Source organism: Corynebacterium sp. H130 (assembly GCF_037572395.1).
Taxonomy (GTDB): domain Bacteria; phylum Actinomycetota; class Actinomycetes; order Mycobacteriales; family Mycobacteriaceae; genus Corynebacterium.
On the sequence record NZ_JBBHLA010000006.1, the window covers coordinates 126,171 to 140,837 of the forward strand.

The 14,667-nt window shown below is 58.6% G+C and carries 13 protein-coding genes and 1 tRNA gene; 11 read left to right on the forward strand and 3 right to left on the reverse strand.

Annotated features, from left to right (window positions below; genetic code table 11):
* Positions 1-51 precede the first annotated feature (51 nt).
* The 4 genes from WG939_RS11700 to WG939_RS11715 all read left to right on the forward strand — a co-directional run bounded on the left by WG939_RS11700 (position 52) and on the right by WG939_RS11715 (position 3,597).
* A tRNA-Thr gene (locus tag WG939_RS11700) sits at positions 52-124 on the forward strand.
* 1 nt (position 125) lies between these two features.
* Positions 126-599, forward strand: a complete 474-nt coding sequence (locus WG939_RS11705; RefSeq protein ID WP_339986007.1) for a GNAT family N-acetyltransferase — start codon at positions 126-128, stop codon at positions 597-599.
* A 144-nt stretch (positions 600-743) separates the two neighbouring features.
* The gene (locus WG939_RS11710; RefSeq protein ID WP_339986009.1) at positions 744-2,483 is read left to right on the forward strand and encodes a pyruvate dehydrogenase; all 1,740 of its coding nucleotides are present in this window, start codon (positions 744-746) and stop codon (positions 2,481-2,483) included.
* Between the two features lie 148 nt (positions 2,484-2,631).
* Positions 2,632-3,597: a diaminopimelate dehydrogenase gene (locus tag WG939_RS11715; RefSeq protein WP_339986012.1), complete on the forward strand. Its 966-nt coding sequence runs from the start codon at positions 2,632-2,634 to the stop codon at positions 3,595-3,597.
* Between the two features lie 906 nt (positions 3,598-4,503).
* Here the strand turns inward: WG939_RS11715 and WG939_RS11720 are convergent.
* Positions 4,504-5,769, reverse strand: coding sequence for an MFS transporter (locus tag WG939_RS11720; RefSeq protein ID WP_339986014.1), 1,266 nt, complete (start codon positions 5,767-5,769; stop codon positions 4,504-4,506).
* Between the two features lie 80 nt (positions 5,770-5,849).
* Between WG939_RS11720 and WG939_RS11725 the strand changes: the two genes are divergently transcribed.
* The 3 genes from WG939_RS11725 (at position 5,850) to WG939_RS11735 (ending at position 8,782) form a co-directional block, all read left to right on the forward strand.
* Positions 5,850-6,596, forward strand: a complete 747-nt coding sequence (locus WG939_RS11725) for a MerR family transcriptional regulator (protein ID WP_339986016.1) — start codon at positions 5,850-5,852, stop codon at positions 6,594-6,596.
* A 110-nt stretch (positions 6,597-6,706) separates the two neighbouring features.
* On the forward strand, positions 6,707-7,411 hold the full coding sequence (locus WG939_RS11730; protein ID WP_339986018.1) for a response regulator transcription factor: 705 nt from the start codon (positions 6,707-6,709) through the stop codon (positions 7,409-7,411).
* Entirely contained in the window at positions 7,412-8,782 is a 1,371-nt protein-coding gene (locus tag WG939_RS11735) for a sensor histidine kinase (RefSeq protein WP_339986020.1), read from the forward strand.
* A gap of 131 nt (positions 8,783-8,913) precedes the next feature.
* Here the strand turns inward: WG939_RS11735 and WG939_RS11740 are convergent, their stop codons facing one another.
* A complete protein-coding gene (locus tag WG939_RS11740) occupies positions 8,914-9,453 on the reverse strand; it encodes a lipase family alpha/beta hydrolase (protein ID WP_339986024.1) in 540 nt (179 codons plus the stop codon).
* Positions 9,454-9,487: 34 nt separating this feature from the next.
* Complete coding sequence (locus tag WG939_RS11745; RefSeq protein WP_339986026.1) at positions 9,488-9,895, reverse strand: HIT family protein; 408 nt, start codon at positions 9,893-9,895, stop codon at positions 9,488-9,490.
* Positions 9,896-9,927: 32 nt separating this feature from the next.
* Between WG939_RS11745 and purD the strand changes: the two genes are divergently transcribed.
* From purD to purB, 4 genes are read left to right on the forward strand one after another with little or no spacing between them, the layout of a single operon-like run.
* Entirely contained in the window at positions 9,928-11,187 is a 1,260-nt protein-coding gene (gene purD, locus WG939_RS11750) for a phosphoribosylamine--glycine ligase (RefSeq protein WP_339986028.1), read from the forward strand.
* A gap of 18 nt (positions 11,188-11,205) precedes the next feature.
* Positions 11,206-12,561, forward strand: coding sequence for a TrkH family potassium uptake protein (locus WG939_RS11755; RefSeq protein WP_339986030.1), 1,356 nt, complete (start codon positions 11,206-11,208; stop codon positions 12,559-12,561).
* On the forward strand, positions 12,554-13,216 hold the full coding sequence (locus tag WG939_RS11760) for a potassium channel family protein (RefSeq protein ID WP_339986032.1): 663 nt from the start codon (positions 12,554-12,556) through the stop codon (positions 13,214-13,216). Before WG939_RS11755 ends, WG939_RS11760 begins: the two co-directional genes overlap by 8 nt.
* A gap of 12 nt (positions 13,217-13,228) precedes the next feature.
* Positions 13,229-14,659, forward strand: coding sequence for an adenylosuccinate lyase (purB, locus tag WG939_RS11765; protein ID WP_339986034.1), 1,431 nt, complete (start codon positions 13,229-13,231; stop codon positions 14,657-14,659).
* Positions 14,660-14,667 lie beyond the last annotated feature (8 nt).

A 14,667-nucleotide genomic window follows, 5' to 3' on the forward strand; every position in this document is an offset into this window, starting at 1 on the left:
GGTTCTGGGTACATCTTTCGGGTAATATCTCACCTCGTGCCTCGGGCACGTGCTGGAGTGGCGCAATCGGTAGCGCAACGCACTTGTAATGCGTAGGTTGCGAGTTCAAGTCTCGTCTCCAGCTCATGATCATCAGACAGGCTCTGGAATCAGACGCACCTGAGATGGCGGAAATCTTCAATCATGCGATTGAAACCTCCGTGGCGTCCTGGCTTCCGGAGCCTGTTCCCGTCTCCAACCGCGTGGACTGGATCCGCACCCACACCGCGTTCGTCGCTGAGTTAGACGGCCGAGTTGTCGGTTTCGCCGGCTACGGGCCGTGGCGTGACAGCCCCGCCTACCGCTTCACTGTCGAAGACTCCATTTACATCAGCCCGGCCGCAGCGGGCAAGGGCGTCGGCTCGGCGCTGATGAGCACGCTTATCGACGCCGCAAAGCAGGCTCACCTCAGACGAATGGTGGCCTCCATTGAAGCTGAAAACGAAGCGTCCATTGCCTTGCATCGCAAGTTCGGCTTTGAATTCGTTGGGACCATGCCAGGGGTGGGGGAGAAGTGGGAACGGGAGCTCGATCTATCTTTGTGGTTGAAGTGCCTGTAGCTAGTTGATCGGATTGTGACCATACGGGAAAGTGCTGGTCATCACCTACTTTTCTAGTAGGGCAGTCAGGGGCACGTGGCAAGAACGCACATATGACACCACACTGGGGTGCAAAGCAAACCCTTTGATTGGAGTGGTGTTCTCTTGGCTACAACTTTCGCTCAACAGCTAGTGAAAGCCTTGGAAAGTTACGGTGTGGAGCGTATCTTCAGCCTGGTTGGAGACAGCCTCAACCCGATTTCTGATGCCGTTCGTGAATCCTCAATTGAATGGGTCCACGTCCGGAATGAAGAGGCAGCTGCCTTCGCTGCAGGAGCAGAATCATTGATGACGGGGAAGCTCGCTGTGTGTGCAGCTTCTTGTGGCCCTGGAAATACGCATCTGATCCAGGGGCTATATGATTCCCACCGCAACGGTGCCAAAGTGTTGGCTTTGGCAAGCCACATCCCAAGCCCACAGATCGGCTCACGTTTCTTCCAAGAAACTCATCCTGAGCTGATCTTTGCGGAATGCTCTGGTTACTGCGAAATGGTCAACGCGCCGGGGCAAGGAGCGCGAATCTTGCATCATGCGGTGCAGTCAACCTTGGCTGGGCGAGGAGTCTCGGTGCTGGTGCTTCCGGGGGATATTTCCATGCAGGAAGCCGAAGATGACGGGTTTGTGGCATCAACGATGGCCGTCGAAAAGCCCATCAGCTATCCGCACCCCGTACAAGCCGCGGCACTTGTCGAGGCGATCAATGATGCAGATACAGTGGCGCTGTTTTGTGGTGCAGGCTGCAAGGATGCCCGCGACCAAGTGCTTGCGCTGGCGGAAAAGATCAAGGCCCCAATTGGGCATGCCCTGGGTGGCAAGATGTACATCCAACACGACAATCCTTTCGATGTGGGCATGTCTGGATTGTTGGGTTATGGTGCCTGTCACGATGCTACGAACGATGCCGACCTGTTGATATTGCTTGGAACTGACTTTCCGTACTCCGAGTTCTTGCCTAAGAAGAATGTGGCGCAGGTGGATATCGACGGTGCTGCAATTGGTCGTCGCACGACTGTCAAATATCCGGTCGTCGGTGACGTGGCGGCGACAATCGAGAACATTTTGCCGCACGTGGTGACCAAGGAGGATCGTGGGTTCTTGGACAAGATGCTGCGCGAGCATCATCGCAAATTGGAGACTGTGGTGGAGGCATATACCTCGAAGAACCAGAAGCACACTCCAATTCACCCTGAGCTAGTCGCGGATCTGCTCGATGAACTCGCCGATGATGATGCTGTGTTCACTGTAGACACGGGCATGTGTAACGTCTGGGCGGCTCGATACATCAACAACTTTGCTGGAAAACGCGAGCTCATCGGCTCATTCCGGCACGGCACCATGGCTAACGCTCTGCCACATGCAATTGGTGTAGCCGCTTCGAACCGTTCCCGTCAGGTGATCTCGATGTCAGGTGATGGTGGGCTCGGCATGTTGCTAGGCGAACTTCTCACCGTCAAGCTGCACCAACTCCCTATCAAAACGGTGGTGTTCAACAACTCATCACTGGGCATGGTCAAGTTGGAAATGCTGGTACAGGGCTACCCTGAGTTTGAAACTGACCATGCTGGCGTGGACTTCGCGGCGATTGCCTCCGCCATGGGCATCAGGGCTTTCCGGGTCACGGATCCCGCCGATCTCCGCGCCGTGCTTGCCGAGGCACTTGCCATTGATGGGCCAGTGCTTGTCGACGTCGTTACGGATCCCAACGCGCTCTCGATCCCTCCGAACATCACATTTGAACAGATTCTCGGTTTTTCTAAGGCCGCTAGCCGAACGGTGTTTGAAGGAGGGGTGGGACGAATGTACGACTTGGCTACTGCGAATTTGAGAAACATACCGCGTCCGTGACATTTCAAACATTCGGCAAATTCTCATTAACGCAGTTAAGTGAAACTTAATTTTATGCAGGGGTTCTTGAATAAAATGGCCCGAATAATCGTGCAGTCTGTAGGATAAAAATCCTAAAAAACATGCTCGTACGTGGAAAGGAACACACATGGGCAACATTCGTGCCGCAATCATTGGCTACGGAAATCTGGGCAAGAGCGTAGAAAAGGTCATCGCTGCTCAGCCTGATATCGACCTCGTTGGAGTGTTCTCCCGCCGCGAATCTTTGGACACCGATGCCCGAGTGATTCCGGTTGCAGACGTCGAGAAGCATGCCGACGAAATTGACGTCCTCTACATGTGCCTCGGCTCCGCAACCGACATGCCAGAGCAGGCAGCCGGCCTGGCCAAGCTGTACAACACGGTTGATACCTATGACAATCACAACGAAATCCCTCGCCACCGTGCAGAAATGGATGCAGCAGCCAAGGAATCTGGCCACGTATCCGTCATCTCCACCGGCTGGGACCCAGGCATGTTCTCCCTGAACCGCACCTACGCATCCGCAGTCATGCCTGAATACGATCAGCACACCTTCTGGGGTCCAGGTCTTTCCCAGGGGCACTCCGATGCACTCCGTCGCATCGAGGGCGTGAAGAAGGCTGTCCAGTACACCATCCCTGCGGAAGACGCGCTCGACAAGGCTCGCCGCGGCGAAGGCCAGGACATCACCGGCAAGAACGCTCACCTGCGTCAGTGCTGGATCGTTGCTGAAGAAGGTGCAGACCTCGAGGCAATCGAAAACACCATCCGCACCATGCCGGATTACTTCGTTGGCTACGAGGTTGAGGTCAACTTCATCTCTGACGAAGTCTTCGACGCAGAGCACACCGGCATGCCACACGGTGGCCACGTTGTTACCGCAGGCAAGATTGGCGAATCCAACCACCTCATCGAGTACACCCTGAAGCTGGATCGCAACCCAGACTTCACCGCAGGTGTCATGGTTGCCTACGGCCGTGCGGCACACCGCCTCGCACAGTCCGGTGCTTCCGGCGCATTCACCGTCCTAGAGATTGCTCCATACCTGATCCACCCGCTGGGCCTCGACGAGCTCATCGCACGCGACGTCTAGTTTCCTTGAAAACGCCCGCGAGAGAAATCTTGCGGGCGCTTTTGTGTCTACTGTCCCGGGGGAATTTGGGGCGTCTTGCTGAATATCCGCTGGTAGCTGGTTTGCTAGCTGGGGTTTTGGGCTTGGAGGCCGGGGGAATTTGTTGCGGGTGTCAGATTCCTCCGGGAGGTTTCTGGGCGCCTGGGGCTGGTGGCTGATTTTGGTTTGTTTCTCCAGTTGTCCCGGGGGAATTTGGGGCGTCTTGCTGAATATCCGCTGGTAGCTGGTTTGCTAGCTGGGGTTTTGGGCTTGGAAGCCGGGGGAATTTGTTCCGGATGTCAGATTCCTCCGGGAGGTTTCTGGGCGCCTGGGCTGGTGGCTGATTTTGGTTTGTTTCTCCGGTTGTCCCGGGGGAATTTGGGGCGTCTTGCTGAATATCCGCTGGTAGCTGGTTTGCTAGCTGGGGTTTTGGGCTTGGCGGTCGGGGGAATTTGTTCCGGATGTCAGATTCCTCCGGGAGGTTTCTGGGCGCCTGGGCTGGTGGCTGATTTTGGTTTGTTTCTCCGGTTGTCCCGGGGGAATTTGGGGCGTCTTGCTGAATATCCGCTGGTAGCTGGTTTGCTAGCTGGGGTTTTGGGCTTGGCGGTCGGGGGAATTTGTTCCGGATGTCAGATTCCTCCGGGAGGTTTCTGGGCGCCTGGGCTGGTGGCTGATTTTGGTTTGTTTCTCCGGTTGTCCCGGGGGAATTTGGGGCGTCTTGCTGAATATCCGCTGGTAGCTGGTTTGCTAGCTGGGGTTTTGGGCTTGGAAGCCGGGGGAATTTGTTCCAGGTGTCAGATTCCTCCGGGGAGGGAAGGGGACGGAAGGGAAGGGAATGCCAAGGCAGAACCGGAGACCAGGAACCCCGGCAAGCCCCGGATAAGTAACCTACTGGCGAACCTGCGGCGCCTTCACCATTGCCAGGAGGACGCAGCCGACCAGCAGGATTAGGCCGATGCCGAGGATTCCGCCGCGGTCGCTGCCGAAGAGGAACACGAATGCGCCAAAAGCGGTTGGGGCGAGCCAGCTTACCGCGCGTCCGGTAGTGGCATAGAGGCCGAACATTTGGCCTTCGCGTCCTTCGGGGGAAACCCTGGTCAGGAAGGTTCTTGCAGCAGATTGTGCCGGCCCGACGAACAAGCAGAGGATGAGGCCGAAGATCCAGAACATTGTCGGTCCGGACACGAGGAATAGCACGACAGCGTCGATGATCATGCAGATCAGCGAGAACATGATGACGGGCTTGGGGCCGAAGTGGTCGTCGAGGAATCCGGCAACAACGGCACCAATAGCGCTCACGACGTTGGCTGCGACGCCGAAGAGGAGCACGTCAGAGGCATTGATTTCATAAACGGACACGGCAAGGATGGCGCCGAAAGAAAAGACACCGGCGAGGCCATCGCGGAACACTGCTGCTGCGAGGAGGAACCAAATCGCGTTGCGATCGGTGTGCCACAAGTCGCGGATTTCAGCGAAGAGCTGCCGGTAGGAGTCGAGGAAACCTACTGGTCCTGCAGTTGGATCAGGTGAGATCTCCGGGACACGGAACATCACAGGCAGACCGAAAATGAGGAACCAGACTGCGGCGAAGACGGCGACAAAGCGGATGTTGGAGCCTCCGGCCGTCGATAAGCCCAAAAGGCCGCCATCGCCCGCGATGAAGCCGACGTAGCAGGCCAGGAGCAGGAAGATGCCGCCGAAGTAACCGGCCGCCCAGCCGATGCCCGAGACGCGGCCGACGTTGGCGGGGGTGGAGACTTGGCGGAGCATTGCGAAGTAGGGGACCTCGGCGAACTGGAAGGTCACGGACGCGACAGCCATGATGACGGCGCCGATCCAGAAGTAGGAGGGGGCGTCATTGCGGACGAAAAACAGCGCTGCCATCAGGACAAATGTGACGAGGGTCCACAGGCGGACGCTACGACGACGGGTGCCGCGGACGTCGGAAAGGCGACCCTGTACCGGGGCAAACACCGCGATCGCTACGCCGGCCACTGCCATGATGAAGCTGTACTTGCCGGTGGCGTCCGGAATCTCTTTACCTACGGAGCTGGTGAGGTAAACGGAAAAGACGAAGGTGACCAGCACGGCGTTGAATGCTGCGGAACCCCAGTCCCACAATGCCCAGGAAAACACGGGCTTTTTGGTTTGCATGCGCAAAACTTTAACCTGACCGGTGCAAACGCGCTCGATGAGTTGACCTTGTCGTAGCGTAAAGGTGGAGGCTAAATCACGTGAGCGAATTGACTATCGGACAGGCTGCAGAGGTGCTCGGCGTATCCGCCCGCACGCTGCGACATTGGGAAGACATTGGGTTGCTCGTGCCGAGCTACCGAAGCTGGGCCGACTATCGCCTGTACACCGAGGAAGACTTGGAGGCCGCACTCGAAATCCTCGTGTATCGCGAAACCGGGATGCCCCTGAAGGACATTGCCGAGATTGTCAGCGGGGCACCCAGCAGAGATCGCCTGATCAAACAGCAGGAGCACCTCGCCCGCCAAATCGCTCGCCTGCGTCAGATGCATGGCGCAGTCACCGCAATGCTCGAAAAGGAGATGACCATGCAAGAAAAGATCGAGGCTATGGGCGATTGGAACCAGTACGCCGACGAAGCTGAGCAGCGCTGGGGCGACACCCCGGAGTGGCAACAGGCGCAGCGTAAACAACAGTCGATGAGCCAAGCGGACTGGGCTGCCGTGAAGGTGGAAATGGAGGCCTTTACCGCCGCGCTTGTCGACGCCCATAGTCAAGGAATTCAGCCAGGCAGCGAGGCTGCGCGCGAGCTGGTGCTTCGGCATCGCGCACAAATCTCGCAGTGGTACGAGTGCACTCCCCACAAGCAGGTGTGCTTGGCGCGGATGTATGTGGCAGATGAACGCTTTCATCAGGCGTATGCCGGCAAGCAGGATTACCTATTGGAATTGGTGGAAGCGCAGGCAAAACAGGAAGGCGTGGATCTGGAGGACGTTCAGTGGTGCTAGTCACGGCACTTACTCTCACAGGAAGCGTACAGTAAACGTTCAGATCCGAGGTAGGGCGATCGCCTTTACTGGATCGAAAGAACTGCACGTTTTCGACGAAAGTAGATGTCATGAGTGACCAAGGTGTAAAAGTGCTTGTCGTAGACGACGAGCCAAATATCGTCGAGCTGCTCACCGTCAGCCTGAAGTTCCAGGGTTTTGATGTTGCGTCCGCCGCTTCCGGCACTGACGCGCTTCGCGTTGCCCGCGAGTTCCGCCCTGAGGCGTTCATCCTCGACGTGATGCTCCCAGGTATCGACGGCTTTGAGCTGCTTTCGAAGCTGCGTGCTGAAGGATTCGACGGCCCAGTGCTGTACCTGACGGCTAAGGATGCCGTAGAAAACCGTATCCACGGCCTCACCATTGGTGCTGATGACTACGTCACCAAGCCATTTTCTTTGGAAGAAGTCATCACCCGTCTGCGCGTGATTTTGCGACGTGGCTCTGTGATCACCGAGGATGAGCAGACTAGCTCTGTCCTCACCTACGCTGACCTCGTCCTCAATGACGACACCCACGAAGTCACCAAGGGTGGCGAACTGGTCGAGTTGTCTCCAACTGAGTTCAACCTGCTGCGTTACCTGATGCTCAACGCAGAGGTCGTGCTGTCCAAGGCCAAGATTCTGGACAACGTGTGGCACTACGACTTCGGTGGCGACGGCAACGTCGTCGAGTCCTACATTTCCTACCTGCGCCGCAAGATTGATACGGGCGACGTTCCGCTGATCCAGACTGTTCGCGGCGTCGGTTACGTATTGCGTAAGCCACGGCAGTAAATGTATCGAGTGTCCAGCAGCATCCCGCTGCGCACCTGGTTGGTGCTCATCGTGGTGGTGATTTCGGGCTGCGGTCTTGGCGCCAGCGCCATCGCCGTCAGCTCGATCATGCGTGACTTCACGATCAACCGCGTTGACCAAGATTTGATGAAAGCCTCGCAGGGCTGGGCCGCCAGAAACGACTTTCTGCGCCCCGACCCCGCCAGCGCCCGACCACCGAGCGACTTCTATGTCCAGAAGGTCTACTCGGACGGCTCACGCATCATCGTCAACGACTCTGAAAGCGCGCCCGAACTCAAAGACATCAAAGCGGGCGTGGGGCCAGTCACCGTCAGCACGGCCTCATCGGATGGCAACGCCACCAGATGGCGCGTTGTCGCACGTGAAGAGGACGGCGTTTTCACCGTCGTAGCATTGAGCTTGGCTCGCGAAGACCGCATCATTGAACAGCTCATGCTCACACAGGTGACCATTGGCATTCTCGTGCTAATCGTGTTGGCGCTCATCGCGTACTTCGCCGTGCGGTCGTCTCTGCGACCACTCAGGGACGTCGAAAAGACCGCCGTCGCCATCGCAGGAGGCGACCTCGACCGACGCGTCCCAGACGCCAACACCTCCACCGAGGTGGGGCAGCTGTCGCTCGCACTCAACTCGATGCTTGGCCGCCTGCAGGCATCTGTGGAGGAAGCACACGCGCAAGAAGAGCAAATGCGACGCTTTGTCGGCGACGCCTCCCACGAACTGCGCACCCCGCTCACGTCGCTGCGTGGCTACACCGAACTGTACAAGTCGGGCGCGATGCCGGACATCGACAAAGTACTGGGCAAAATTTCCGACGAAGCTAGCCGCATGAACTACCTGGTGGAAGACCTGCTCTCCTTGACGCGCGCCGAAGGAACTCCAGCCGAGTTCCGCACGGTCGATGTATTTGAACTGGCCGTATCCGTCACCTCTTCGCTGCGGGTAGCCCACCCAGATCGAAAGATCACCGTGTTCAACCGGGCGGAAGACATTCCGCTGGTCAACGGCGACGCCCAAAAGCTCCACCGCGTGATCACCAACTTGGTCAACAATGCTCTAACGCACGGTGGTCAGGAAGCCACAGCAGAAATCGAAATTGCGACGACCGACGACAAGGTCTGCATCAACGTCAAGGACGACGGTGTTGGCATGACCCCAAAGGACGCCGAGCACGTCTTCGAACGCTTCTACCGTTCCGACACGTCGCGCTCCCGCGAGACCGGCGGATCCGGACTGGGGCTGGCCATCGTGAAGTCTCTAGTCGAAGCGCACAAGGGAACTGTCACCGTCGAGTCGGAGCTCGGGGTCGGAACCGTGTTCCGGGTATGTCTTCCCAAGCTCGCCGCCTAGAAATCTTTCCCGTATTTGGGCCAGGCGTCCTGGCGTTTTGCTTCAAAACGTGTCCAAATGGGGGAAAGATTTCCGGCCTCAGGAAAAACATCCCCTATTTGGACCAGTCGTCCTGGGAAAACGCCTGAAAGTCAGTCCTTTTGGGGGAAAGATTTCAACGCCTTGGCGATGACTTCCACTTGATTCGGCAGGTGCGCATGATGCACCCCAGACAGCCTGATGATTTCGCCGAGTGTGCTTGACCAGGCAGGGACGACGGTGTCGGCATCGGAAATGATTGACACGACCCGCGTGCGTGCGGGAACGCGCGCTTCGAAGCGTGTTTGTAGCTGTCGGAAGGCAGGTCCTGCGACCCATTCGAGCAGGCGCGGGAAAGGAGTAGCGGGAACGCCGCGCCACGCGGCTCCTAGGCCGATCAGGGTGCGGACGTTGCCGTGGATGTGGGCAGCGCGAAGTCCCATGAGCCCGCCGAGTGAGTGGCCGATGACGTCGACAAGCTCGAATTGGCCGAGGAAATCGGCAACCTCGGCGGTGCTGCGTGCGAGATCGGCGGTGCCGCGGTCACCGTATTCGAAACCGATGACTCGGCGACCTTGTGCCGCCAATGCGTGGGCGAGGCGTTCGAAGTTGCCCGGTGAGCCGAGCGTGCCGTGTAAGACGACCACCGGCACGTCCGGGGAATTAATGGGGGAGGGGAGTCGGCCCCTACGCGGAAGCCAGAGCAGCCTTGATCTTTTCGGCGGCATCGTCCATCAGCTTTGGGTCTGTTGCGTCCATGGCCATGGCCTTGCGGAAGTCGTAGTCGCCCATTGCGTTGGTTGGGAAGACGTGAATGTGGGTGTGCGGGACGTCGAAGCCGGCGATGATGTATCCGGCGCGCTGGGAACCGAAAGCCTTGATCACAGCCTGTCCGACTTTTTGAGCAACCATGTTCAGGTGTGCCCACAGCTCAGGGGAGAGATCGGTCCACTTGTCTACTTCTTCGATAGGAACGACCAAGGTGTGGCCATAGGCAAGTGGTTCGATGGTGAGGAAGGCAACGACCTTGTCATCGCGGTACACGAAACGCCCTGGCAGTTCGCCTTCAATGATCTTGGTAAATACGCTACTCATACCCACCAGGGTAGCTGAACTAGGATGAAGCCATGCGCATTCTCGTAATCGGCTCGGGCGCCCGTGAGCACGCCCTTTTGCTTGGACTGTCCAAGGACCCATCTGTTACTGAACTGCACGTAGTCCCGGGCAACGCTGGCATGGCTTCCCTTGCCACGCTGCATGCCGGAAAGGTTGATTCTCCTGCGGAGATGACTCAGCTCGCTCAGGAGCTGGGCGTGGATCTGGTTGTTATTGGCCCTGAGATCCCTCTTGTTGCTGGCGTTGCTGACGCCCTGCGCGAGGCTGGCATCGCGGTATTCGGCCCTTCCAAGGAAGCTGCCCAGATCGAGGGCTCTAAGGCCTTTGCTAAGGATGTCATGGCTGCTGCGGGCGTCAAGACCGCGCACGCCGAGATCCTTGAGCCAGGCGCCTCGGAAGCGGACATCGATGCTGCTCTTGATCGCTTCGGCCCAATCTGGGTGGTCAAGGATGATGGCCTTGCCGGTGGCAAGGGCGTTGTGGTGACCCCGGAGAAGACAGCAGCAAAGCAGCACGTCCTGGATGTGCACGAGGCTGGCAACCCAGTTCTCCTCGAGTCCTACCTGGATGGCCCAGAGGTTTCCCTGTTCTGCTTGGTGGATGGCGAGACCGTGGTTCCGCTCATTCCAGCGCAGGACCACAAGCGGGTCGGCGACAACGACGAAGGCCCAAACACCGGTGGCATGGGCGCGTACACCCCGCTGCCTTGGCTTCCTGAGGATGGCGTGCAGCGCATCGTCGACGAGGTCTGCGTCCCAGTGGCGAAGGAAATGGTCCGACGCGGTACTCCGTACTCCGGTCTGCTGTACGCCGGCCTGGCCTGGGGTAAGGAAGGCATCGCCGTCGTCGAGTTCAACTGCCGCTTCGGCGACCCTGAAACTCAGGCCGTCCTCGCACTGCTCAAGACCCCGCTCGGCACCCTGTTGAACTCCGTGGCCACCAGCACCCTCGCAGAGCAGCCACCACTTGAGTGGGAGGATGGTTACGCGCTGACCGTTGTACTGGCTGCAAATGGTTACCCAGAGTCCCCACGCACGGGCGACGAGATCATCGGCGCCGACTCCGAAGCTGTCCTGCACGCCGGCACCGCAATGAAGGATGGCAAGCTGGTCTCCGCTGGTGGTCGCGTGCTCAACGTGATCGGCACCGGCGCAACGCTTGCCGACGCCCGCGACGCCGCCTATGCCGTGATCAAGGATATCCAGTTGGATGGCTCTCACTACCGCAGCGACATCGCACTTCCTGCCGTAGAGGGACGCATCTCTATCTAAGGACTACAGTGGTGCGTTGTGAGTTTTACAACGCGCAAGCGGGAGCCCCAAGGCCTCAGCCCTGCACAGCTGGTGGCCGGGGGCTTTCTGCTTCTTATTTTGCTGGGGACTTCGCTGCTGCTGCTCCCGATTTCCCGGAGCGGTCCGCAGTCCCCAGAGTTCATGACCGCGCTGTTCACGGCCACCTCGGCGGTGTGCCTGACGGGTCTGAATGTGGTGGATACTGCGACGTATTGGTCGCACTTCGGCCAAGCAGTGATTATCTTGCTGATCCAGGTTGGTGGCCTGGGAATCATGACCCTCGCGACGGTCGCCTCTTATCTACTTGTTGGCCGAATCGGAGTGAAGGGCAGACTGAATGCCGCAGCCGAAATGCGTGGCCGCGACCTTGGCGAAGTCAAAACCGTCATCATGGGCACGCTCGGCTTTTCCCTGGCCGTCGAGCTCATGATCGCCATCATCTTGACGCTGCGGTTCTACTTTGGCTACGGACTATCGGTAGGGGCCAGCATTTGGGAAGGTGGCTTCCATGCCGTATCAGCCTTCAACAATGCGGGTTTTGGCCTGGCCAGCACGAACCTTGTCCCGTACGTCGGTGACGCAGCGATCATCTTGCCGATTGCCTCGGGCATCATTATCGGTGGCCTAGGTTTCCCAGTGCTGCTTGAGATGAGACAGCGCCTCCACCACCGCACCACGCTTCCAGTGTCGTTGACCATGCGTTTCACCCTCTGGGGTACCGGCATCCTGCTGGCGCTTGGAACGTTGGGAACCGCAGTCTTTGAGTGGAATGGCGCGCTAGCGCACCTGGAGCCCGGCACGGCGCTGATGGCGGCGTTTTTCCACAGTGTGTCCGCCCGTACTGCGGGTTTCAATTCCTTTGATCTGTCCCAATTGCACGACTCCACGATGATGATGACCGACATGCTCATGCTCATCGGTGGTGGCTCGGGCGGAACCGCCGGCGGTGTAAAAGTCACGACGATCGCCGTGCTCGTCGCCGTGATGATTGCCGAGATTCGTGGCGATGATCTGGTGTTTGTAGCTGGACGACGAATCCCAGGACGCATCGTCCGTCAGGCGATGGCCGTGCTCATGGCAACGGCTCTGCTGCTGATTTTCTCCATCCTGACCTTGCAGGTGCTGCTCCCGCAGTTCGCCTCGCACCAAATCGTATTCGAGTGCATCAGTGCCTTCGCTACCGTTGGCCTGACCACGGGAATCACCCCGAATCTTCCTGACTTTGCCCAATTCTGGCTCGTGATCTTGATGTACGCGGGGCGCGTGGGCCCGATTACCCTGGTCGCTGCACTGGCTGCCCGCAACAGCAAGCGGCTGTACCGCTTCCCAGTAGAAAGGCCGTTCATTGGCTAAGCTCTTTTCTTCCAAAACTGTTCCGCCCGTGATCATCATCGGCCTCGGCCGCTTCGGCCTTGCCCTGGGCGAGGAACTAGTGCAGGCGGGCGTCGAAGTGCTCGGCGTGGACGTGGACGAGGCCACCGTCACCAAGGCTTCCTCTGTGATCACTCACGCCGTGATCGCCGAAACCACTGATCCAGAAGCCCTCAAGCAACTTGGCGTTGATGACGCGGAGCGCGTGGTGATCGGCATCGGTTCCAACATGGGTGCGTCCCTGCTCACAGCCTCTGCTGTTCTCGACCTTGGTGTGAAGAATGTGTGGGCCAAAGCAGACAATGACCAGCACGCCAAGATCCTGACCCAAATTGGTGTCCACCATGTGGTCCGCCCAGAGCGTGACACTGGGCGTCGAGTAGCGCACCTTATTGCCGGTCACCTGCAGGATTATGTCGAATTCGACCCGGACTTCGCGCTTGCCAAGCTCGCGCCTCCGATGCACATGATCGGCCGAAAGGTGTGTGACATGCCGAGCGGGATCGTGATCGTGGCGGTGCGTCATGCAGATCGTCGCTTTGCGACGCCAGATTCCAACTACGTCATTCAGTCTGGCGACCTTGTGATTGCTGCCGGTACCGCCAAGGCGCTGGACAAGTTTTCCGAAAGCTCCTAGTAGGCTAGAGGCGTGGCTCAAAAAAAGAAGATTTCCAACGTCCTGTCCAACCGTTACGCATCCGCTGACCTGTCTAATTTGTGGAGCGCTGAAACCAAAATCGTGATGGAGCGCGAGCTCTGGATTGCGGTGATGAAGGCGCAAAAGGATCTCGGTGTTGATATTCCAGCCGAGGCGATTGCGGCTTACGAAGCAGTGAAGGATCAAGTAGATCTTGAATCCATCGCTGCCCGTGAAAAGATCACGCGTCACGACGTGAAGGCGCGCATCGAGGAGTTCAACGCCCTCGCAGGTCATGAACACATTCACAAGGGCATGACTTCCCGCGACCTTACCGAGAACGTGGAGCAGCTGCAGATTCACCGCTCCCTGGAAATCGTGCTCGGCAAGTCTGTTGCCGTGCTCGCTCGCATCGGCGAGCGTTCCGCGATGTACCAGTCCATGGTCATGGCTGGCCGTTCCCACAACGTTGCAGCTCAGGCAACCACCTTGGGTAAGCGATTCGCATCTGCAGCAGACGAGCTGCTCGTTGCTATTGAACGCATCGAATCCCTCACTGCCCGCTACCCGCTGCGTGGCATCAAGGGCCCAATGGGTACCGCACAGGACATGCTGGACCTCATGGGTGGCAATGAAACCAAGCTTGCTTCCCTTGAGACCCGCATTGCTGATCACCTCGGCTTCCACCGTGTCTTCGATTCCGTGGGCCAGGTTTACCCACGCTCCCTCGACTTCGATGTCGTTTCCGCACTCGTTCAGCTGGGCGCAGGCCCATCTTCCCTGGCGCACACCATCCGCTTGATGGCAGGCAATGAGACCGTGACCGAAGGCTTCAAGGAAGGCCAGGTCGGTTCGTCGGCAATGCCTCACAAGATGAACGCACGCTCCTGTGAGCGCGTCGGTGGCCTGCAGGTCATCCTGCGCGGATACCTCACGATGGTGGCGGACCTGTCCGGTCAGCAGTGGAACGAAGGCGACGTATTCTGCTCCGTGGTTCGCCGCGTGGCGCTGCCGGATGCCTTCTTCGCCATTGACGGCATGTTTGAGACTTTCCTCACTGTGTTGGACGAGTTCGGCGCATTCCCGGCCATGATCGACCGCGAGCTTGAGCGCTACCTGCCATTCCTGGCCACCACGCGCATCCTGATGGCTGCTGTGCGCTCCGGAATGGGCCGCGAGACCGCGCATGAGGTTATCAAGGAGAATGCGGTCGCAGTGGCCCTCAATATGCGTGAAAACGGCGGGTCTCAGGACCTCATTGAGCGTCTGGCTGCCGATGACCGCATGACCCTGTCTCTGGAGGAGCTGCAGGCTGCCCTGGCAGATCGCCACGCCTTCATCGGTGCAGCAGAATCCCAGGTCTCCCGCGTGCTCGCGCGCATTCAGGACGTGGTGAATCGCTACCCTGAGGCTGCGGCCTACAAGCCTGGCGACATTTTGTAGTTGCAACA

What these genes read in the sequence shown, in the direction of transcription:
- WG939_RS11705 (WP_339986007.1), top strand. Translation starts at nt 126, where the DNA reads ATGATCATCAGACAGGCTCTGGAATCAGACGCACCTGAGATGGCGGAA.
- WG939_RS11715 (WP_339986012.1), top strand. Translation starts at nt 2,632, where the DNA reads ATGGGCAACATTCGTGCCGCAATCATTGGCTACGGAAATCTGGGCAAG.
- WG939_RS11720 (WP_339986014.1), bottom strand. Translation starts at nt 5,769, where the DNA reads ATGCAAACCAAAAAGCCCGTGTTTTCCTGGGCATTGTGGGACTGGGGT.
- WG939_RS11730 (WP_339986018.1), top strand. Translation starts at nt 6,707, where the DNA reads ATGAGTGACCAAGGTGTAAAAGTGCTTGTCGTAGACGACGAGCCAAAT.
- WG939_RS11735 (WP_339986020.1), top strand. Translation starts at nt 7,412, where the DNA reads ATGTATCGAGTGTCCAGCAGCATCCCGCTGCGCACCTGGTTGGTGCTC.
- WG939_RS11745 (WP_339986026.1), bottom strand. Translation starts at nt 9,895, where the DNA reads ATGAGTAGCGTATTTACCAAGATCATTGAAGGCGAACTGCCAGGGCGT.
- purD (WP_339986028.1), top strand. Translation starts at nt 9,928, where the DNA reads ATGCGCATTCTCGTAATCGGCTCGGGCGCCCGTGAGCACGCCCTTTTG.